Origin of the sequence: Streptomyces cadmiisoli, from assembly GCF_003261055.1 — a bacterium.
GTDB lineage: Bacteria > Actinomycetota > Actinomycetes > Streptomycetales > Streptomycetaceae > Streptomyces > Streptomyces cadmiisoli.
Genome location: NZ_CP030073.1, coordinates 737,707 through 757,382 on the forward strand (window position 1 = coordinate 737,707; position 19,676 = coordinate 757,382).

The 19,676-nt window shown below is 69.4% G+C and carries 18 protein-coding genes; 8 read left to right on the plus strand and 10 right to left on the minus strand.

What is annotated here, in order from left to right:
* Window positions 1-293 precede the first annotated feature (293 nt).
* Complete coding sequence (locus tag DN051_RS03075; RefSeq protein WP_162624820.1) at window positions 294-1,442, minus strand: hypothetical protein; 1,149 nt, start codon at window positions 1,440-1,442, stop codon at window positions 294-296.
* A 33-nt stretch (window positions 1,443-1,475) separates the two neighbouring features.
* Between DN051_RS03075 and DN051_RS03080 the strand changes: the two genes are divergently transcribed.
* Together DN051_RS03080 and DN051_RS03085 are read left to right on the plus strand one after the other, a co-directional pair.
* Entirely contained in the window at window positions 1,476-2,153 is a 678-nt protein-coding gene (locus DN051_RS03080) for a hypothetical protein (RefSeq protein WP_162624822.1), read from the plus strand.
* Window positions 2,154-2,254: 101 nt separating this feature from the next.
* The gene (locus DN051_RS03085; RefSeq protein ID WP_246040890.1) at window positions 2,255-2,638 is read left to right on the plus strand and encodes a hypothetical protein; all 384 of its coding nucleotides are present in this window, start codon (window positions 2,255-2,257) and stop codon (window positions 2,636-2,638) included.
* Between the two features lie 310 nt (window positions 2,639-2,948).
* On the opposite strand, the gene DN051_RS03090 is transcribed toward DN051_RS03085, so the two are convergent.
* The 5 genes from DN051_RS03090 to DN051_RS03110 form a co-directional block, all read right to left on the minus strand.
* A complete protein-coding gene (locus DN051_RS03090; protein ID WP_112437903.1) occupies window positions 2,949-3,464 on the minus strand; it encodes a hypothetical protein in 516 nt (171 codons plus the stop codon).
* Window positions 3,465-3,624: 160 nt separating this feature from the next.
* Window positions 3,625-4,590, minus strand: a complete 966-nt coding sequence (locus DN051_RS03095; RefSeq protein WP_053756811.1) for a hypothetical protein — start codon at window positions 4,588-4,590, stop codon at window positions 3,625-3,627.
* Entirely contained in the window at window positions 4,587-5,072 is a 486-nt protein-coding gene (locus DN051_RS03100) for a hypothetical protein (RefSeq protein WP_053756812.1), read from the minus strand. Before DN051_RS03100 ends, DN051_RS03095 begins: the two co-directional genes overlap by 4 nt.
* Before the next feature lie 3 nt (window positions 5,073-5,075).
* The gene (locus DN051_RS03105; protein WP_053756813.1) at window positions 5,076-6,305 is read right to left on the minus strand and encodes a macrolide family glycosyltransferase; all 1,230 of its coding nucleotides are present in this window, start codon (window positions 6,303-6,305) and stop codon (window positions 5,076-5,078) included.
* On the minus strand, window positions 6,302-7,291 hold the full coding sequence (locus DN051_RS03110; RefSeq protein ID WP_079000346.1) for a patatin-like phospholipase family protein: 990 nt from the start codon (window positions 7,289-7,291) through the stop codon (window positions 6,302-6,304). Before DN051_RS03110 ends, DN051_RS03105 begins: the two co-directional genes overlap by 4 nt.
* Before the next feature lie 450 nt (window positions 7,292-7,741).
* Between DN051_RS03110 and DN051_RS03115 the strand changes: the two genes are divergently transcribed.
* Window positions 7,742-8,854: a PAS domain S-box protein gene (locus DN051_RS03115; RefSeq protein ID WP_162624824.1), complete on the plus strand. Its 1,113-nt coding sequence runs from the start codon at window positions 7,742-7,744 to the stop codon at window positions 8,852-8,854.
* Here DN051_RS03115 and DN051_RS03120 read toward each other — a convergent pair.
* From DN051_RS03120 to DN051_RS03135, 4 genes are read right to left on the minus strand one after another with little or no spacing between them, the layout of a single operon-like run.
* On the minus strand, window positions 8,783-10,699 hold the full coding sequence (locus tag DN051_RS03120; protein WP_112437905.1) for an amylo-alpha-1,6-glucosidase: 1,917 nt from the start codon (window positions 10,697-10,699) through the stop codon (window positions 8,783-8,785). The genes DN051_RS03115 and DN051_RS03120 overlap by 72 nt on opposite strands.
* A complete protein-coding gene (locus DN051_RS03125) occupies window positions 10,692-12,044 on the minus strand; it encodes an MGH1-like glycoside hydrolase domain-containing protein (RefSeq protein ID WP_112437906.1) in 1,353 nt (450 codons plus the stop codon). The genes DN051_RS03120 and DN051_RS03125 overlap by 8 nt, the downstream gene beginning before the upstream one ends.
* Window positions 12,041-12,841, minus strand: coding sequence for a sugar phosphate isomerase/epimerase family protein (locus DN051_RS03130; RefSeq protein ID WP_053756818.1), 801 nt, complete (start codon window positions 12,839-12,841; stop codon window positions 12,041-12,043). Before DN051_RS03130 ends, DN051_RS03125 begins: the two co-directional genes overlap by 4 nt.
* A gap of 20 nt (window positions 12,842-12,861) precedes the next feature.
* The gene (locus DN051_RS03135; protein ID WP_112437907.1) at window positions 12,862-13,908 is read right to left on the minus strand and encodes a zinc-dependent alcohol dehydrogenase; all 1,047 of its coding nucleotides are present in this window, start codon (window positions 13,906-13,908) and stop codon (window positions 12,862-12,864) included.
* 136 nt (window positions 13,909-14,044) lie between these two features.
* Here DN051_RS03135 and DN051_RS03140 point away from each other — a divergent pair, with 136 nt between their 5' ends.
* The 5 genes from DN051_RS03140 to DN051_RS03160 all read left to right on the plus strand — a co-directional run bounded on the left by DN051_RS03140 (window position 14,045) and on the right by DN051_RS03160 (window position 19,512).
* Entirely contained in the window at window positions 14,045-15,451 is a 1,407-nt protein-coding gene (locus DN051_RS03140; protein WP_112437908.1) for an ABC transporter substrate-binding protein, read from the plus strand.
* Window positions 15,452-15,482: 31 nt separating this feature from the next.
* Complete coding sequence (locus tag DN051_RS03145) at window positions 15,483-16,502, plus strand: carbohydrate ABC transporter permease (protein WP_112437909.1); 1,020 nt, start codon at window positions 15,483-15,485, stop codon at window positions 16,500-16,502.
* Entirely contained in the window at window positions 16,499-17,383 is an 885-nt protein-coding gene (locus DN051_RS03150; protein WP_112437910.1) for a carbohydrate ABC transporter permease, read from the plus strand. Before DN051_RS03145 ends, DN051_RS03150 begins: the two co-directional genes overlap by 4 nt.
* Window positions 17,384-17,398: 15 nt before the next feature.
* Window positions 17,399-18,622: an ROK family transcriptional regulator gene (locus DN051_RS03155; protein ID WP_112437911.1), complete on the plus strand. Its 1,224-nt coding sequence runs from the start codon at window positions 17,399-17,401 to the stop codon at window positions 18,620-18,622.
* Between the two features lie 74 nt (window positions 18,623-18,696).
* Window positions 18,697-19,512 carry a Gfo/Idh/MocA family protein gene (locus DN051_RS03160; protein WP_425471803.1) on the plus strand — a complete coding sequence of 272 codons (816 nt, stop codon included), beginning with the start codon at window positions 18,697-18,699 and terminating at the stop codon, window positions 19,510-19,512.
* Window positions 19,513-19,676: the final 164 nt, after the last annotated feature.

The window sequence follows — 19,676 nt, forward strand, 5'->3', positions numbered from 1 at the left end:
AGCGTCTGGCCGGAGCACGTGAAGGAGACTGGGCGGTGATCTTCTACAACGTTGAAAACGGAGTCGTGTGACATAACAGCATGGTCGGATCGACCTGTCCAGTGGTGCGAGCGGCCAACGGGGCGTGTGGGACGAGGAGTTGAGCACCCCGGAGGCGAATGCCCGACGGTCCGTCACGGCTCCGCAGCGGGTCCTCGGCGGTGCCTGGAACGCTCAACCGCTCCTCGTGGAGGTGGCGATGCGCTGCGGCTGACTTCTCGACCGGCTCGGTGTCCGGAGCCCCGTGAGGTGTCTCACCAGAACGTGATCGTCAGCTTGAACCAGTCGGCGTCGTCCCGGGTGACGTTCTCCGCACGGACCGTCTCGGTCGCCAGTGGGGCGAAGGCCTGCTCCTCCACTCCGAGGTACGCCCGTACGATCCCGTACTCCGGAGCGTCGTCCCTGAGTACACGATCGGCGGTGGCCTCGTCGAGCCCGCCCAGACTCCAGAGCAGCTCGACGATCGGGGCCGCCGGCTCGCGACTGCGCTCGGTGACCAGCCCGGCCAGGAAGCTCTTGGCGATGTCCCGCGCGAACGGGTTGAGGTTCGCCATCCACTCCCTGCTCAGCCACAGTTCCGCGCAGGACACCCGGTCACGTGAGTCCAGGTCGAACGCGAGGTCCACGTACTCCTGGAAGCCGCCGGTCTTGAGACGCAGACTGGTTCTGCCCGCCTCGGTCGTACGACCGCCTTCCGCCTCCCGGACGTGGAAGAACCCGAAGAAGTCGCCGCCTTGCAGATCCTCGTACGGCACGCGCGTGGGCTCCCCGCAGAGGTCACCCCAGTCCGAGGGCCACAGGAAAGCCGCGAAGATCACCTCGGCGAGATCGGCTCTGGTGATGATCCAGCCATTCTCGTGCTCCACCGCATCCACGCCCGCGACGTTGTTCTCGCGGCACAGCAAGGAGCGGCCCGGCCAGGGATCGTGGAAGAGGATCAAATCCTCGTCGGCGGCGAGCAGATTGATGCAGTGCCCGGAGCGGCCGTCGTACACATTCACAGCCGTCGCCTTGGTCTCCAGCGTACTGAGAGCATGGGCGAGAAGATCGACCAACGCGGTCGGCGAAAAGAGGATCACGCGCTCGATCGCGGAGGTCGGCACTTCGGGCCGCCCGGACGCGAGCAGACACACCGGACGGACGCCGGTCAGCAGACCGAAAGTACGCCATGACTGTTCCAGCGTGGCTCCCCTTTGCGGGTCGCCGTAGAGTTCCCGCCCTTCTGGGGTGCTGGTCAGTTGCGCGAAGGCCGCTTCCAGGATCTCGATACCCAGCGACCGGGGGACGGCACGGGCCACCGTCTCGCCCTGCGGGTCCGATGAATCCGACACCTGCTGGATCAAGTCCGGCTGATTCAAGCCCTGTTGTACTGGGCCGGCGCCGGAGAACAGTATCTCTCCCATCGGAATACGTTACCCAGCCGATAGCATGAAAGTGTGGCAGATCCGACGATTCCAGTCGCTCGCATTCAGCAGTACGTGGTGGGGCGGTGCCCGCACTGTGCCGAGCGGCATCGGTTCACCCTGGGCTTCGGCCGACGCGCCGTACTCACCTTCGGAGGCGCCCCGTCCAGTGCCGGCCTGACCTGCCCGACCACGGGTGCGCCCATCGTCGTGGAGCTGGAACTCCGCGAGAACGAGACCTACTTGGGTCTCGTCGATCCATCGGCCGGCGCCGCCGTGACCGTCGCGCTTCCCGAGGCCGAGGCCGCCGGAACCGTGGCGACACAGGACGGCGACGGCGAACGTGCCGAGTGGCGAAAAGGGTCACGTACGACGGCGCTCGACTTCTGCCGGACCATGCTGACCACCAGCGGCGGCGCGATACCCGTCTATACGGCCGTGCTCAACTACGTCGGGATCAAGGAGATCTCGGGAACGCTCAACGGCCGGCTGAGCGTGCTCCCCATGGTCCTGTTCCTGCTCGCCTCCGTGGCGTTCATCCTCGCGCTGGTACCCACCCTCGCCACCGTGACGGACGAGAGCGGCTTCCGCGAGTTCCGCGACCGGCGCCTACGTCTCCTCGACCGGTACATCAGAACGGGCGTCGCGCTGTTCGTCGCGGCGATGGCGCTCTCCGTCTACTTCCTGTTCTCCGCCCTGGGCACGGCCTGACGAAGATCCGGGCCAGTACTGCCGCTCTCCATCAAGCGCGTGCCGTTGCTCGGCTCCAGTACGCACTCTCATCTCCCATGAGGGCGTGGGATCATCGACGGATGAATGCTCCTGATCCTGCATGGCGCCGTCGCCTGTTGATGGAAGCCCTCACCATGGTGGCGGCGTCTGCGCCGGCTCAGACGGCATGGCTGAAGAAGTACGACGTCCTCACGGACGAGATCGCTCTCGACTTCGACCACGGATTCAGCATGGCTGAGCACCTCGTGGAGGAGGGACTCCTCAGTCTTGATTCCCTGCCCGACCTGCAGCTGATCGATTCGATCTTCGACGAGATGACTCGCGACGAGTCCTCGGATCGGTGGACGATCGCGGCTCTGATCGACGATGCGGGGTGGGGCCAGGCCCGCGAGCTGGCTCAGCAGGTTCTCGCGCGGGAGAGGGCAGATGGCATGCCACCGCCGGACATCTGCGTCATCCGCTGACACACCGAGGCTCGCGCCACCATCGCCGCGACGCCTCGGCCGGACGGCGCATCGATCGCCGCTATCTGAAGCAAGCCGGGACGCATTCGAACACCTCCCACTGTCCTTCGGCCCCAGCAGTGCCCTTCGGGGCGGCGGTTGCCAGGCGCCTGCGGGCTCTCACCAGAATCGGTGCCCCCGCAGTCCACGAACGGGCCGTAGTGGGCGCGGGCCGACTCGGCGTACGCCTCCCGCAAAGAGCGTGCGCAACCCGAGGCGTCCTGGCTCCATTTGTCGTCCGCGGCCTTCGAGCCGGCGTGCGGCACCGCTCTCATTCGGCAGGCTGCACGTTCCATGCTTCAGGCAGATCGCCGCCGCAGAAGACGCAGACGAAGTCGCTCTCGCGGACGATGTTGTGCTCCTGGCAGTCGGGGCAGCGGCGGAACATCACTTCGTGTGTGAAGCCGGACGGATAGCCCAGCCCTGTGTGATCCAGAGCTTGGGCGACCGCCTGCCACGAGGTGACGTCCGGGCAGTACCCGGTCGAGTGGTTGCTGATGTCGTTCACGGCCCATCGGCCCGCTTCCTGAGTGAAGCTGATCTCGCCGGCGCTCAGGACCGCCCCTCCGCCGGCGCAGGCCACATGCTCACTTCGTCGGGGCGCCAGCCGAAGCCCGCCGTCCAGGCCGACCACGAAGGCGAACGGTTCGACCAGCTCCGCGGCCGATCGCTCAGCCACCCAGCGGTCGAAGTCGGACGGTGACCCGATCCGACAGCCGCCGCTGCCAGGCCGTACGGCGGCTTTCAGGTCGACTGGTCCCACATAGCGATAACTCCGGCCCCACATGCTCACCTGAGCCAATCTAGTGCCGTGGCAGTCTCCGGCACGGCATCGTGTTCAAGCGTCGATCGTCCCTGGTCGGAGCGCGCTGCCGAGCAGCACGGCGCGCATGGGCCCGCGGCCGTCCGGCATCGCGAGGATCGCGAAGCGCCGCCTCGATGGGACATCAGTCCTCGGGCCACCGCCGCGCCGCCAGATCGTCCGCCGCCGGAGGCGGGATCGCCCCGTCGCGGGAGCGGACCACTTCGATCACGGTGTCGGTGGTGCGGTCCAAGTGGCTGCGGCCGTCCGGCAGTCGCGCCTTCGGGTTGATGTAGCTGAGCGGTCCGACATGGGTGGCCGGGTCGAGCCGGTGGACGGTGATCTTCCCGGCGTGGACGGCCCGGTTCCATCTGCTGTAGCGGCACAGCCGCCAGCGCTGCGGGAAGATCCAGGTACCGACCCGCTCGATCCGGTCGTTCACACTGGTGAGCCGATGCAGTTGTTCGGCGTGGCCGAGGTCGTTGGCACCGTTGTGGAATCCGCCGAGCGTGAGCAGCAGGAGCGGGGCGCGCAACTCGGCGTGCAGTTCGTCGACGGCTCCGGTGGCGACCTGGGCACCGCCGCTGTAGCTGAGCAGCACCACGGGGATGCCGCTGTCGGGCTGGTAGCCGGCGAGCCGGAGTTGTGTGGCGATCTGGCTGCCGACGGCGCGGTTGTACAGGGGGCGGTAGCGGCGGTCCGCGGCGACGAAGATCTGCATCACGTTGTGCAGGAACAGCAGCAGTCCTGCGTGGCGGCGCAGCCATGCCCACACCGGCCGGTCGGCGAGCGGGTCGGCCAGCGGTGAGTACGGCTGCACCTGACCGAGGATCCGCAGTTCCGGTGCCTTGGCGAGCAGGGCCTTGACCAGTTCGCCGCCGTCCCGGCTGTCGCGGAAGCGGCGTTTGCCGATGCCGTCGAGGTAGACCAGGTAGGCACCCGGAGGGGCGCCGGGGGCCGCGCCCCGGGCGTAGGGCACGCCCTGCGGCAGTTCGGCGGTCGGCGCGCGCCAGCCGGCACCGTAGACCAGTACCTCGTAGCGGGCGAGCAGCGCCTCGGCGATCAGGACGGCGCCGAGTCCGCAGGCGACCCAGAACAGTACGGCGTTCATGTGACCGGCTCCGGCGTTCGGGGCACGCTGACCCATACGACCAGCCTGCGGACGGCCTCCACGGCGAGACCGAGTCCGATTCCGGCGACGGCCAGGCACCCGGCGGCGGTCCACCAGTCAAGACGGGTCGCGGTGGCGAAGGGGCCGGCCAGCTTCACCGCGACCCCCACGAGAAGGAGCAGGTGGAGGAACGGTCCGAGCAGGGGAAACGCGAGGACGGCGGTGAACACCAGCGGCGCGACCAGGCCAGGCGTCCACAGCAAACCGTCCGGGGCCGGCGCGGACAGCAGTACGTCGGCCAGAGTCCACGCGGTCAGCGGCCACAGCCCGAACACGACTGCCTCGACGACGCCGCCCACCACCAGCAGGCTGATCAGATGGGTCCGCGACGCGCCTGGGCGGCGTACCGCCAGCGGCACGATCCGACCCGCTGCCTCCGAGACACCGGCGAGCAGCAGCAGGATGACGACGACGGCAGACATGGCTCAGCCTCGCTGGGACGGATCGAGGGGAGCCGGTGCCCGACGGCCGAGCGGGCCGGACTCGCGCAGGTACCGCTCGAGTTCGTCGGCGGCGCGCCCGTAGCCGCCCGCCTCGTGCTGGGCGGCCTTCAGGGTGGTCGCGGCGGCCCGGAAGCGGGGGTCGTCCAGAAGACGCCGGGCGAGAGCGCCTACGGAGTCCTCGGTGACGTCGTGGTTGCGGATCGACAGACCGGCACCGAGTTCGACGACACGGCGGGCCACCAGCGGCTGGTCGGCGCCCTGCGGGACCACCAGCATCGGCACCCCGGCGTACAGCGCCTCGTTGACGCTGTTCATCCCGCCGTGCGTGACGAACAGGGCCGCGCGTTCCAGCACCTGGGGCTGCGGCACGGAGCGACGGGCGATCACGTTGGCCGGCAGCGGGCCGAGCGTGGCGGGATCGGTGTGCCCGGTGGAGATGATCACGGTGCCGCCGAGCGGGGCGAGCGCGGTGGCGAAACTGCGCAGTACGGCCGGGTCGGCGCCGAACAGCGTGCCCAGGGACGCGTAGAGCACCGGGTCCTGCAGTTGCTCGATGGGAAAGGACGGGTCGGCCGGACGGGAGCCGATGCTGGGGCCGACGAACCGGTAGGAGGCGTCGATGTCCTCGGTGCCGGGCTGGAACGCCCGCGAGGTGTAGACGAGGTTGAGGGCCTGGCAGATGTTGCCCAGGTCGAACGGGGGCACACCCCGGATGTCGTAGTGGCGGCGCATCTCCCGGCGTGCCCGCAGGTAGCCCCGTACGTTGCCGGGGTGGACCGCCGCCGAGGCCAGCAGCGTCCAGGAGCCGCTGGTGGGGCTGGGCACGCTCCGGTTGTACGCGAACGTCGTGAACGACGACGCCACGGGCACCCCCAGTTCGCGGGCGGCGATCGCGCCCCACGGGCAGGCGCTGTCATGGACGATCAGGTCGGGCCGTGTGTCGTGCAGGTCGGACAGAACGGCGGGCAGCAGGCACACCGTGGTGCGGGCGAGCCCTTCGATCAGCGTGACCGGCATCGGCGGGTCGGGCATCGGCGGGTCGCCCCCGGGATACGGAAGAACCGTCGCGCCGGTGGCCTTGATCGCCTCGTGGTACGCGGGCGAGGTGTGATACGTGACGTGATGGCCGCGCCGGACGAGTTCGGCCGCGATCGGCAGCGTCGGGTTGATGTGGCCCTGCATGGCGATGTTGAGGAATGCGATGGTGCTCACTGACCGCCTCCCCGCACGAAGAAGCCCGGCGCCCTGCCGGGACCGAACGGCGCCGCGCCCGCATCGGTCGACGCCGTCCTGGACTCGTCGGCCCGGTACAGGCCGGGCCCGTCGATGCGCAGATTGTCCAAGAAGCTCCCCGCCGAGCGGGCGGCCGTACTGATCAGCCGCTGGGAATGGCCGAAGTCCCAGGGAGAGGGCCAGGCCTCGATGCCGGTCGGCAGCATCACGGTCGGGATGTGCCGGGACACCTCGTGCAGGTCGCGCTGGATCTGGTGGTGCAGCAGCAGCAGTCCGGCCCTGGCAGCGATGGCGCCGGCACGTCGGCGCGGGATGTCCGGGCTCAAGGGCGAGCTCTCCGGCCCGGCGGACAGCACCACCACGCTGGCAGCGCCGGCTTGCAGGGCCGCCAGTACCGGGAGATAGGCGACCACCCCGCCGTCGACCAGGGTCCGGCCCTCACGGTCCACCGGGGGCAGCATCCCGGGGATGGCCGCGCTGGCCAGGAGCGCCGACGGGAGGTCCCCGTGGTCGAGCAGCACCGGAGCGCCGGTGACCAGGTCCATGGCCACCGCGGTGAAGGGGACGACCAGCTCCTCGATCCGGGACGGCAGCCCGGACCCCGCGATCAGTCGGCGCAGGCCCCGGTCGGTGAAGACACTCGCCCGCGACGACGGGTAGCCGAGCGTGTACACATCGCGGCGGCGCAACTGGCTCCATACGTTGTCGAGCCATGGAGCGGCCTTTTCGGGGTGCGCGGCGGCAATCGCCCCGTTGAGGGCGCCCACCGAGGTTCCCACGATCATGTCCGGGGCGAATCCGCGCTGCTCCAGTGCGTACCCGACCCCCACGTGCGCCGCTCCGAGGACACCACCGGCCCCCACCACTGCGGCCACCGGTCGCGGCAGAGAGGCCAGGCCCGTCGCCGCCGACTCCCCAGGGGCGGGGCCCTCGGCACCCGGACGCGTCCCCTCGGCGCGCGCCATGTCACCCGGTACCGCCGGACGCTGCTCGGGGCCGCGGTCACGACCGCTCTCTGCACCGCCGACTCCGGCACCGAAGGCACGGCGTACCCATGGGGCTGGACTCCGGTTACTCGGAACCCTCATGTCCACTCCACGCACCGACGGGGTTCGTGTGCCAACCAGGACCGGACGGCACCCCGATCGCGGGATGTGAACCACCATCTCGGCGGGTGGGCCTCTCCAGGGCGGGATTGAGCACCCGATATCACCCCAAGGGTATTCCTCGAAGCCGGGCGCACGCTCGCCCGAATCAATGTGTCCCGGTGATTGATCATGGTCACCGTCACAGCGGAATGCGCTGGTGGGAAGCCGGGAGAAGATCGCCCCGACGGCGTCCGCGGCCACGGGCCCGTCCCGGGTTTACGCGGAACGCTTGCGGGCGTGAGCGCGGGAGCGGGCAGAATACCGTCAATGGAGAGCGGGCCGGGAGAGCGTGACGTACCTGCCGCCGACGTGGACGCCGCGCTGCTGACGGCATTGTTCGCCGCGGTGGACGTCGGTGTGTACGCCGTCGACGACGAAGGCACGGTGATCGCCTGCAATCCGGCCGCCGAGCAGTTGCTGGGCTACCCACCGGGCACCCTGATCGGGGTCAACGCCCACCGCACGTTGCACCCGCCGGCCCTGGAGCGAGCCACCAGCCCTCTGCATCGTCCGTACCCCCGACGACACGGCGTCGGCAGAGCGGACCAGCGGCGACCGCGCCGCACTGCTGCGGGCCGACGGCACACCCTACAGGTGTCGTGGACCGCGGCCCCGCTGCCCACGGCGACGGAACACGGCGAAGGTGCGGTGGTCGTGTTCCATGACGCGACCGCCCAGCGGGTGCGGGAAGGACGCCGCGCCGAGCGGTACGCGCACAGCGAGACGATGCGTGAACAGGCCGAATACGATCTGGCGGAGACGACCTGGCTGGGTGAGCTGACGCCGGCCATGACCAGCACCCTGAACGCGGACGAAGCGCTGCACCGTCTGGTGCGCCAGCCGGTGCCCCGTCTCGCGGACACCGCCCTGATCGACCTGGCCGGCGGGGGCACTCAGCGCCGTGTGGCCGCGGCCCATCACGCCGCCGGCCTCCTGCCGACCGGTCTGTCCGGGGAACCGCTGTCGGAGCACCCCGCGCATCAGGCAGCCGTCGCCCGGGTCGTGCGGGGCGGCGGCACCCGGTACCTGGAGAACCTCGCGGCCACGGCGGGGGACGAGGCGACCTGCCCGAGGTCCCGGGTATCGAACTGGCCGCCCACTACCGGCCGGCCCAGCACGCGGCATAAGTCGGCGGTGACCGGTACGACGCCTTCCTCCTCGACGAGGGTGACCTGGTCGTCGTCATCGGCGACGACACTCAGGCGGCCCCGCTCGACGAACTCTGCGCGAAGCTCGCCGAGCACCTCGGTGACACCCGGGACGACATCACCCTCATCGCCGGGCGCACGCCGACTGGCTGACACTCCGTTACAGGGCCCCCACCTGGCCGAGGGCCGTCCGCAGGGCGAGCGGGGTCGCCGCCGCCCAGGCCTGCGGTGAGCAGGAGTGCGGGTACGGGACGGGCGACGCGGTCGCCGAGCGGTCGTAGCCGGCGAGTACCTCCGGCAGTCGGTATCCGTAGCGTGCCGCGGCGGCTGTCAGCCCCTCGCTGAGCCGGCGGACCTCCTCCAGGAGGCCGTGACGGGCGAGGCCGAGCGCGATGAGTCCGTTGTCGTGCGGCCATGCGCTGCCGCGGTGATACGACAGCGGGTGATAGGGCTTCTGCCCGGCAGCCAGGGTTCTGATCGCCCAGCCGGAGAAGAAGTCCGGTTCCAGAAGCCTGCGGCCCACCCTGCGGCCTCGGTCCTCGTCGAGGATCCCCGACCAGAGCAGGTGACCGGCGTCGGATGCGAGGACATCGACCTGACGTCCTGCGCCGTCCAGCGCAAGAGCGGGAAAGTCCACACCGGGCATCCAGAAGTCCCGCAGGAAGCGGTCTCTCAACCGCCCCGCCAGATCCCGCAGTCGGGCCGCGTAGGTCTCGTCCGCCCATACGTCGTGGGCCAGTCGAGCCGTGCGGATCAGGGCGTCGTACGCGTATCCCTGTACCTCCGACACAGCGATGGGGCCCTCGGCGGGGGTGCCGTCGCTGAAGCAGATGGCGTCCGCGGAGTCCTTCCAGTTCTGATTGATCAAGCCGTTCGGATCGGGGGTGTAGACGAGGTAGCCATGACTGTCGAGCCCGCCGTCGGTGAGCATCCAGTCGACGGCCTGCCGGGCGTGCTGCTCCAGCCGAACGGCGAGCGACCGGTCGCCGGTCGCCTCGTAGTGGGCGTGCAGCAGGACGAGGAACAGCGGGGTGGCGTCGACGGTGCCGTAGTAGCGGCCGTACGGGACCTGGCGGAAGTGCGCGAGTTCACCGCGCCTGGTTTCGTGGACGATGCGTCCGGGCTGCTCCCCGCTGAACGCGTCGTGGCGCTGCCCCTGGGTGGCGGCGAGAGCGCTCAGGGTGGCGGCTGCCGTCTCGGGCCGGTGGGGAAGCAGGAAGTAGGACGTGATCAGCGAATCCCGGCCGAACAGCGTGAGAAACCACGGGATGCCCGCGGCCGGGACGAAGACGTCCTGCCCGTCCACGCCGGTCGCCGCGATCGTCAGCAGATCCAGGTCGGCGAGTCCCTGATCGGCCGCCCGCATCAAATCGTCTGCGGAGTCGGCGAGTTGAGGTCGCTCGATGCGCTCGGCCTGCGGGATGTGCCGTGAGCCGTGCGGCTGGGCGCGTACGGTCAGGTGGAGTTCCGCCTCGGCGTGAGGCTCCAGCCGAAGTCGCCAGCGCAGGGTCCGCGATGACTGCTCCCCGGGGGCCTCTACCACGACCTCGGGAGCGGGCCGGCAGCTGACCGTCGTTCGTGCTTGCCATTCGCCTCTGCGGTATTCCAGCCGAATGCCGTCGTCGGTGGTGTGCCCGGAGCGTACGACGTCGGGCTTGGCGAAGTGCCGGTCGTCGGCGCGGAGTTCGAACAGGTCGGCGAAGTCCGCGTCGACGCTCAGGGCCAGCTCGGCGGTGACCGGCTCCGGGCGGTTGCTGACGAAGCGCAGGTGCTCGGTGAAGGTGCCCGCGGTCAAGGTCTGCTCGCGGAACACCGCGTAGGCGGGTGGTTCGTCGCGGGTCCCCGCGGGGGTGAGGACGCAGGTGCTGGTGTCACCGTTCTCCGCCGTTCGGGACGGCGTCAGTGTGGTGGGTGCGTTCCCGTCGACGGTGAGCCGCCAGCGGCTGAGGTGTCGCGCGTCGTTCAGGAAGAGTCCGTCGGGCGCCCTGCCGCTCACGCCCTGGATGTCGCCGTTTCGGCCGAGCCGGACGAAGGTGGCGTCGCGCACGAGTTGTATCTGCTCGCCGGCCTCAGTCATGGCTCGTGTCCTTGTCGGTGTGCAGCAGGTCGAGCGCGAGAGCGGCCGTCCAGGAGAAGTTGCGGGCGCCGCGGGCCTCGCCGGTTGCCGGGTCGATGTATTCGGCGAACCCGGAGCGTCCGGCCTCCGTGACGACGGCTCGGCTCAGGCGCCGGGCGTCTTCGTGCCGGCCGTGCGTACGCAGTCCGCGTTCGATCAGCCAGGCTGTGTTGAACCAGGCCGGGCCGCGCCAGTATCGCTTGGGGTCGAAGCTGGGTCCGGTCAGGTCGTAGCTGGGGACCAGGTCGGTGGCCGGTGCCCGGAAGCCGGGTCCGTTCAGAGTCTCCACCAGAGCGTTCACCAGGTCGGTGGGCAGGCCGGGGATGATGAGCGGGACGAGGCCGGCGACGCTGCGTTCGTCGATGAGGGTGTCGTCGACGAGGTCGCGGGCGCGGAAGAGGCCGGACTTGTCGTCCCACAGGCGGTCGACGACGGTCCGGGTCAGCTGGGCGGCTCGCTCCGTGTGCGGTTCGGGGGAACGACCGAGGTGTGCGGCGATGCGCGCCAGGGCGAGCTCGCTCGTTACCAGCAGGGCGTTGAAGGCCGGGTCCTCGACGGCGAAGCGGTGAGTCGCCGTCCGGTCGTCGTAGTTGGCGGCGCGATAGCTTTCGGCCAGGCGGACGTAGCGGCCGTAGTCGAGGTCGGTGGGGCGGTCGGCGGGGTTGCCGTTGGCGAGGTCGGCGCGGCGGAAGGCGTCGGCGGGCTCGACACGGGCGAGCGGCCGGTCCCAGCAGGGGCTGTTGTCCATGCCGGGCTCCCACGGGTGGATCACGGCGGCCAGTCCCCCGTCGGCCAGTCGGCGCCGGGTGAGGAGGTAGTCGTGCCAGGCAGTCAGCCCGGGGTACATCCTGCTCAGGAAGCCGCGGCGGTCCGACTCGGCGGGGTCGGAGCAGTGCACCAGCCATGCGGCGAGGGCGTGCACCGGGGGCTGGACGATGCCGGAGGTCTCGGGGGAGGCCGGGGCGCCCCCGGCCCGACCGGCCTGGGAGGACTGCCAGAAGTCGGGGCTCGGGAAATAGGCGCCGTACGGCACACGCGGGTTGAACACGATGTGCGGGAGGCGGCCGTCCGCCCATTGTCCGGCCAGCAGGGACTCGAGTTCCTGCTGGGCGCGGCGTACCGAGAAATGGCGCAGCCCTATGGCGATGAACGCGGAGTCCCAGCTCCACTGGTGGGGGTAGAGGGTGCGCGAGGGCACCGTGGAGCTACCCGTCCAGTTGTCGATGAGGACCCGCGCCGCACCGCGCCGCAGTGTCAGGTGGTCTGCGGGCGCGGTGGGCGCGGGCTGTTCCAGGAGGGACTTCACGCGCCGGACCTCTTGAGGAAGGCGGGAACGGAACGGACGGCGTCGACGGGGTCGCCGGTCAATCGGCACTCGGCGGCGAGGTATCCGTCGTAGGCGATGGTGTGCAGGGCGCCGAGCCAGGCGGGCCAGTCGAGGTGTCCGGCGCCGGGCTGGAAGCGGTTGGAGTCGGAGACCTGGGCGTGGCCGATGACGTCCGCGTGGGCGAGTATCGCGGCGGCGGGGTCGGACTCCTCGATGTTCATGTGGTAGCTGTCGATGCCGATCCTGACCGAGTCGAGGCCGGTGGCCCGGATCAGGTCGGCGGCCTGGTCGAGCCGGTTGACCATGTGGTCCTCGTAGCGGTTCAGCGGTTCCAGGAAGAGCGTTACGCCTTCGCTGCGCGCGTGTTCGCCGAGTTCGGTGAGACCCGCCAGCAGGATGTCGCGGTCTTCCTCCTCGGTACGAGGGGGCTCGAAGGGGGGCAGGCGGCGGGAGAACATGCCGTAGGACGCGGGGGTCTGGGCGCCCAGGCCGCCGATCTCGCCCATCACGGTGAGCTGCGACTTCATCTGACGGATGGCGTCGCGGCGCAGCTCCGGGTCGAAGGCACCGAAGAAGTGCAGCATCTCGACGCAGACGGTGGGCATGACCACACCGTCCTTGCGTGCCTGCTTGAGTTCGTCGAGCCGGGAAGCGAAGTGCTGGTCGCCCTTGCCGCGCAACTCGATGGCGTCGTAGCCGGCGTTCTGCGCGAACTCCCATTTGGCCTGCAGGGTGTCTCCGGGCAGGAGTTGCTCCTGTGCGGCGGTCTTGAGCATGTGGGGGCCTTTCAGGGCTCTCAGAATTCCAGGACGACCTGAAGCGCCTCGGCGGGGCGCTCGTCCAGCAGTACGTAGGCGTCGGCGGCGTCGGCGACCGGGATCACATGGCTGACCAGGGAGGTCACGTCCACGGATCCGTCGGCGATCAGCCGCAGGAAGGTCTGCTGAAGGCGCTCGACGCTCCAGCGGTTCGACAGCTGAGGGGGGACGCCGCCGATCTGGGAGCAGATGAGCTGCACGCGGTTGTGGTGGAACTCGTCGCCCAGGCGAAGGCCGATGCCGTCGCCCTGGTAGAAGCCGGAGGCCACCACGCGGCCTCCGACGGCGACGGAGCGGAGGGCGTCGTGCAGGGCGGGGTAGGCGCCGCTGATTTCGATGGCGAGGTCGGCACCGGCGCCGGCGGTGGCCTCGCGGATCCGTTCGGCGACCTGGTCGGTGCGGGCGTTGAGGGTGTGCTGCGCGCCGTAGCGCCGGGCGGTCTCCAGCCGGCTGTCGAGTGCGTCGACGGCGGTGACGCGGGCGCCGCTGAGCTGGGCGAGGCGGGTGGTGAGCAGGCCGATCACACCTTGTCCGAAGACGGCGACGTCCTCGCCCAGGTGGATGTCACCGGCCAGGACGGCGTTGTAGGCGATGGCACCGACGCGGGCGAAGGCGCCGCCCAGCGGCTCCAGTCCGGCCGGGAGGGTGTGGCCCACCATGCGCTCGGCGGGGACGATGCCTTCGCTGCGGTGGCCCCAGATGCCCCACACCAGGTCGCCGGGGACCGGCATACCCGCGGTGCCGGCCAGCTCCGGCGACACCTCGACCACCTCGCCGACCTCGGAGTAGCCCCACCCGGCCACCGGGTACTCGATGCCGGCCGCGCCTTCGCGGAAGAGGCGGGCTTCGGGGTCCCAGGTCCGCGTCAGGTACGGGTTGGTGCCCCGGTAAGCGGTGAGCTCGGTGCCGGCCGAGATGCCCGAGTAGAGGGTGCGAACCCGCAGATGCCCGAGGGGCAGTTCGGCTCTGACCTGCTCGGTTACCTCCACCTGGCGAGGGCCGGTGAACTGGACGACGCGTTCCACGAAGGGCTCCGGATGGTGCGATGGGCTGTGCGATCAACTGGTTGCGTCGACGATATCTCGAACTTATGTCTTGTCAACCAGCAAAAGTGATGCTGAGATGCGTGACCAGTAGACGTAAGTGGGAACGAGGACACGCATGCGCATCAGGACCCTGCGGTCAAGGATGACCGTGGCCGGCGTCACAGCCGCCCTGGGCACCGGGCTACTGGCCGGCTGCTCCACCGGCGGCACCGGGCCTGGCACGCCGGACCGGCAGATCACGGTCTGGTCACAGGAAAACCTTCCGGACCGCATCGCGGCGACGCAGAAGATCATCGACGGGTTCGAGAACGAGACCGGGATCAAGGTCAAGCTCGTCGGTGTCGACGAGGGCCAGATGCCGCAGCTGATCATGTCGGCCGCCGCCGCGGGCAAACTGCCGGACGTCATCGGCGCCGCGCCGATGGGCCAGGTCTGGCAGATGTACAGCAACGGCCTGCTCAACACCGACATACCGAAGAAGATCATCTCCGGTCTCGGGCGGGACACCTTCAACGCCAACGCCGTCGACCTGACGTCCGACGGGGCCACCAGTCTGAGTGTCCCTTCCGACGCCTGGCTCCAACTGCTGGTCTACCGCAAGGACCAGTTCGGGCAGAAGAACCTGGCGACCCCGGACACGTACGCACACGCCGTATCCGCGGCCAAGGCCCTCACCGGCAAGGGCAACGACGGCATCTCGGCGGCCACCGACCCGAGCGACGTCTTCACCTCGCAGAGCTTCGAGAGCATCGCCCTGGCCAACGACTGCCAACTGGTCGACGACCGGCACGAGGTCGCCCTCGACTCCCCGCGGTGCGCGACCGCGTTCCGCACCTACGACCAGCTCACCCGTGCCTACGGTGCACCGGGCACCCAGACGGTGGACTCCACCCGAGCCACCTACTTCTCCGGCCGGTCCTCGATGATCATCTGGTCGTCGTTCCTGCTGGACGAGCTCGCAGGACTGCGCAAGGACGCCCTGCCCAGTTGTCCCGAGTGCCGCGACGACTCGCGATACCTGTCGGACAACAGCGGCATCGTCACCGCCATGAAGGGCCCTGACGCCCGCGAGGCGGCGCAGTTCGGCGAGATCACCTCCTGGGTGACCACCAAGACAGCGGAGACCGACGCCTCCCGCGAGTTCATCGAGTACATGATGGGCAGCGGCTACGAGTCCTGGTTCGGCATGTCCCCCGAGGGCAAGATCCCGGTCCGCAAAGGCACCGCCGCCGAGCCCGACCGCTATATCGACGCATGGCGGCACAGCGAGATCGGCGTCGACACGAAGAAGCCCTTCGACCAGGTCTTCCCCACGAGTCTGCTCAACCAGCTCGCCGACGGCGTCAGCAACATGCGCCGCTGGGGCATCACCCAGGGCGAGGGAGCACTCGTCGGCGCGACCAACGGCGAACTGCCCGTTCCCAAGGCCATCGGCGCCATGAGCGGCGGCCAGACCTCCCCCTCCGAAGCGGCACGCGAAGCCGACGACGAGATCTCCGCCCTGCAGAAGTCTCTCCAGTAGCCGCCCGCATGCACGTCACGAAGGTCCCCTCATGACAACTGTCCCCACCGGCACGCCGAAGCGCCGGGACATCAGCCCCCCGTCCACCGGCGGGCCGGCCCCCACCGGGCGACGCCCCATGACCGCCAGCCGACGCGCCAACCGCGCGGGCCTGGCATTCGTATCGCCCACCTTCCTCGTCGTCCTGGTGGTCGTCGTCCTGCCCATCCTGTGGACCGTCCTGCTGGCGTTCCAGGACGCCAAACTGGTCGACATCCAGGGCATGAGCCTGCTCGGCAACTGGTCCCTGGACAACTTCACCCAGGTCTTCGACTCCGCCGGATTCTGGTCCAGCCTCAACACGACCCTGATCTACACCGCGGGCAGCACAGCCGGGTCGGTCCTGCTCGGTCTGATCGCCGCGCTCGCCCTGCGCACACCGTTCCGGGGCCGCGGACTGCTGCGCGCCGCCATGCTGCTGCCCTACGTCGCACCGGTCGTGGCGGTGGCGTTCGTCTGGGAGGTCGCCCTCAGCCCGCAGTACGGCATCATCAACAACTGGGGCCAGCGCTTCTTCGGCTGGGACGACCCCCTGGCCTTCCTCTCCACCCGCTCGTACGAAGTCGACTTCCTCGGGCTGCACTTCGGCATTCCGCTGGCCCTGCTGACCGTCATCGCCTTCGAGATATGGCGCTACTTCCCCTTCGCGTTCCTGTTCATCCTGGCCCGGCTGCAAGCCGTCCCCGACGGCCTGGAGGAGGCCGCCCTGGTGGACGGCGCCACGCCGACCCAGCGCTTCCGGCACATCCTGCTCCCGCAGCTGATGCCCGTCATCGCCCTGCTCTGTGTGCTCCGGTTCATCCTGACCTTCAACAAGTTCGACGACGTCTACCTGCTGACCGGAGGCGGCGCCGGCACCGACCTGGCAGCCATCCGCGTCTACGACTTCCTCACCTCCCGCTACGACGTGGGAGCCGCGGCAGCCCAGGCACTCGTCCTCGCCATCTCGCTGATGATCCTGCTGGGCCTCTACTTCAAGTTCTTCGGCAACAAGGTCCAGGAGGAATCGTGACCCGCAAGGCCGCCCTGACAAGGGCCCAGTTCGAGGACAGGTTCTTCGGCGTCCTGCGCTGGGTGGTCATCGCGTTCCTCGCCGTGATCACCGTCCTGCCCTTCTACTACATGGTGCTGCTGTCCCTGAAGCCCATCGACGCCCTCCTGCTCGACCCGGGATCGCTGTGGGTCTCGGCGAAGGACTTCACACTCGCCACCTACCGCGACGTGCTCAAGTCCACCGACTCCGGCGGCCAGGGCTTCATGAAGTTCCTGATCAACTCCGCACTGGTGTCACTGGGAACGGTCCTGCTGACCCTGCTGGCGGCCGTGCCGGGCGCCTACGCGGTCAGCCGGCTGAAGTTCTTCGGACGGCGACAGGTCAGCGCCCTCTTCCTGGCCGTCTACATGTTCCCAGCGACCCTGCTGGCCGTCCCGCTGTTCGTCATCTTCGCCAAGCTGGGCCTCTCCTCCAGCCTGTTCGGACTCGCCGTCGTCTACGTCGCGCAGACCGTCCCGGTGTCCATCTACATGCTGAAGAACTACCTCACCACCATCCCCTACTCCATCGAGGAGGCGGCGGCGCTCGACGGTTGCAGCAGGCTCCAGACGGTCCGCAAGGTGATCCTGCCGCTCGCCCTGCCCTCCCTGATGGCGACCGGACTCTACGTCTTCATGATCGCCTGGAACGAGTTCCTCTTCGCGCTGCTCTTCCTGGCCGCCGAACCCGACAGCTGGACGGTCTCCCTGGGCCTGGCGCAGCTGTCCAACGGCATCGAAGTCTCCAAGACCGTGCTCATGGCGGGTTCCGTGGTGCTGACGATCCCGGTGGTCCTGCTGTTCTTCGCCGCCGAACGCCTGCTGACCGAGGGCCTGACCAGCGGCGCCGACAAGAGCTGAAACGTAGGGGACATTGTGACAACGCCGAGCCAGGTCAGCGCGGGAGAACTGCTGCAGCTCATCCGCAGCGGCCACGCCAACACCCGCGCCGACCTGCTTCGGGCGACCGGTCTGTCGCGCTCCACCATCGGGCAGCGACTCGACCTGCTCAACCGGGCAGGTTGGCTGCGGTCCACCACGGGCGCCTCCACCGGGGGCCGCCCGTCGGAGCAGATCGTCTTCGACACCAGCCACGCCTACGTCATCGCCGTGGACCTGGAGACCCGGCACGCCCGCGCCGCCGTACTCGACCTCGCGGGTCACATCATGGCCGAGCACACCGGCCCGATGGACATCACCGACGGGCCCGAGCAGGTCCTGGACCAGATCACCACCTGGTTCCCGGACCTGATCACGGCGGCGGGTGTCGACGCCACCCGGATCGGCGGGATCGGCCTGTCCGTGCCCGGGCCCGTCGACTGGGAGGCCGGTCATGTCGCGGAACCGCCCATCATGCCCGGCTGGGACCGGTATCCCATCCGCGAGCGCCTGCAGAAGGCCTACACCCACACTGTAGGCGCACGGCGCGAAGAGGGACCGGTCCCCGTCTTCATCGACAACGACGCCAACTTGATGGCACTGGCCGAGCAGCAGGCCAACCACCGCGACTGCTCCGCCTTCGTCCTCGTCAAAGTCTCCACCGGCATCGGCGCCGGTGTCGTGATCAACAACGAGGTGTACCGCGGCATCGACGGAGGCGCCGGCGACATCGGCCACATCCGCCTTCACGACGAACCCGATGCCTTGTGCATGTGCGGGTCCTACGGCTGCCTGGCGGCGGTCGCCAGCGGCCGCGCCCTCGCCAAGAAGCTCTCCGCCCTGCACACCGACACCGTGTCCGGCTCCGACGTGAGGCGTCTGCTCAGCGAAGGACACCCGGCTGCGGTCCGACTGGCCAGGGAAGCGGGCCGACGCGTCGGAGAAGTCCTCGGCACCGTCATCACCCTTCTCAACCCCGGCGTACTGATGCTCGCCGGCGACCTTTCCGGGGTGCCGTTCATGACCGGGGTACGCGAACTGCTGTACCAGCGCGCCATGCCCCGCACCACGGCCAACCTGCAGATCGTCATCTCACAGCTCGGCGAGCACGCCGCGCTGACCGGGGCGGCGACCATGGTGGTCGAATCCCTCTACTCCCCCGCCCGGGCCGACGCCCGGCTGGGCGCTTTGGCCCCCTCCCCGCAGACAGGAACAACGTGACCACCTCTCCCGCCCCCTGGGCGCATCGCCCTGTCGAGGTCGGCCTCGTCGGCGCCGGCCCCTGGGCCCGAGCCATGCACGCCCGCATGCTGGCGACGGGCCCGGAGACCCGCCTCGCCGCCGTCTGGGCCCGGCGCACCGAAGCCGCCGAGCAGACCGCCGCACCCTACGCGGCACCGGTCGCGCACAGCTTCGAGGAGCTGCTCGACCGGTGTGAAGCGGTGGCCTTCGCCGTCCCGCCCGCGGTCCAGGCCGAACTGGCGCCGCTCGCGGCGAAGAAGGGCAAGGCACTGCTGCTGGAAAAGCCTCTCGGGCCGGATCTGGCCGCCGCCCGACGTGTGGCGGACGCCGTCGCCGAGACCGGCGTCGTCTCCCAACTGGTGCTGACCAAGCGCTACCACCCGGCCACCCGGGCCTTCCTCACCGCCGCCCGGCGCCTCGACATCACCGGCGCCCGTTCCTGCTACCTCCACGGTGCCTTCCTGGGCGGCGACTTCGCCACCGGCTGGCGCCTGGAGCAGGGTGCGCTGCTGGACCTGGGACCGCACCTTCTCGACCTCCTGGACGCGGCGATCGGCCCCATCACAGCGATCCGCAGCTCGGGTGACTCACGACGCTGGACAGAGCTGACACTCGATCACGAGAACGGTGCGGTCAGCCAGGCATCCCTGTCGGGGGCGGTGAATGTCTCCCGCCCCATCACCCGCGTCGAACTCTTCGGTTCCGAACCCGACCTGAGCTACGACACCGCAGGCATCGATCACGAAGAGTGCTGGCCGGTCCTGCGACAGGAGTTCGCCGCAGCCGTACGCACGAACACCGCGCCCGAACTGGACGCGGCCCGCGGCCTTTATCTCCAAGAGCTGATCGAGCAGGCTCTGAACAACTGAACTCGTCAACGGATCAAGCGCAGGGATCCGGCACGCCCGAAAGCCCTGGCGGGGCAGCATTCTCCTTGCTTCGCGGCCGACTGCCCGGTCCCTGAATTCCTTTTCCCTGAAAAGGAAAACGTGATGTCTCCTGTCTCGGTGACAGGAGACACCACGTCTGAAAA

Bases quoted from the DNA above. Each gene is read 5' to 3' on its own strand.
- DN051_RS03075 (WP_162624820.1), bottom strand. From the start codon at position 1,442: ATGGGAGAGATACTGTTCTCCGGCGCCGGCCCAGTACAACAGGGCTTG.
- DN051_RS03085 (WP_246040890.1), top strand. From the start codon at position 2,255: ATGAATGCTCCTGATCCTGCATGGCGCCGTCGCCTGTTGATGGAAGCC.
- DN051_RS03090 (WP_112437903.1), bottom strand. From the start codon at position 3,464: ATGTGGGGCCGGAGTTATCGCTATGTGGGACCAGTCGACCTGAAAGCC.
- DN051_RS03095 (WP_053756811.1), bottom strand. From the start codon at position 4,590: ATGAACGCCGTACTGTTCTGGGTCGCCTGCGGACTCGGCGCCGTCCTG.
- DN051_RS03100 (WP_053756812.1), bottom strand. From the start codon at position 5,072: ATGTCTGCCGTCGTCGTCATCCTGCTGCTGCTCGCCGGTGTCTCGGAG.
- DN051_RS03110 (WP_079000346.1), bottom strand. From the start codon at position 7,291: ATGGCGCGCGCCGAGGGGACGCGTCCGGGTGCCGAGGGCCCCGCCCCT.
- DN051_RS03115 (WP_162624824.1), top strand. From the start codon at position 7,742: ATGGAGAGCGGGCCGGGAGAGCGTGACGTACCTGCCGCCGACGTGGAC.
- DN051_RS03120 (WP_112437905.1), bottom strand. From the start codon at position 10,699: ATGACTGAGGCCGGCGAGCAGATACAACTCGTGCGCGACGCCACCTTC.
- DN051_RS03130 (WP_053756818.1), bottom strand. From the start codon at position 12,841: ATGCTCAAGACCGCCGCACAGGAGCAACTCCTGCCCGGAGACACCCTG.
- DN051_RS03140 (WP_112437908.1), top strand. From the start codon at position 14,045: ATGCGCATCAGGACCCTGCGGTCAAGGATGACCGTGGCCGGCGTCACA.
- DN051_RS03145 (WP_112437909.1), top strand. From the start codon at position 15,483: ATGACAACTGTCCCCACCGGCACGCCGAAGCGCCGGGACATCAGCCCC.
- DN051_RS03160 (WP_425471803.1), top strand. From the start codon at position 18,697: ATGCACGCCCGCATGCTGGCGACGGGCCCGGAGACCCGCCTCGCCGCC.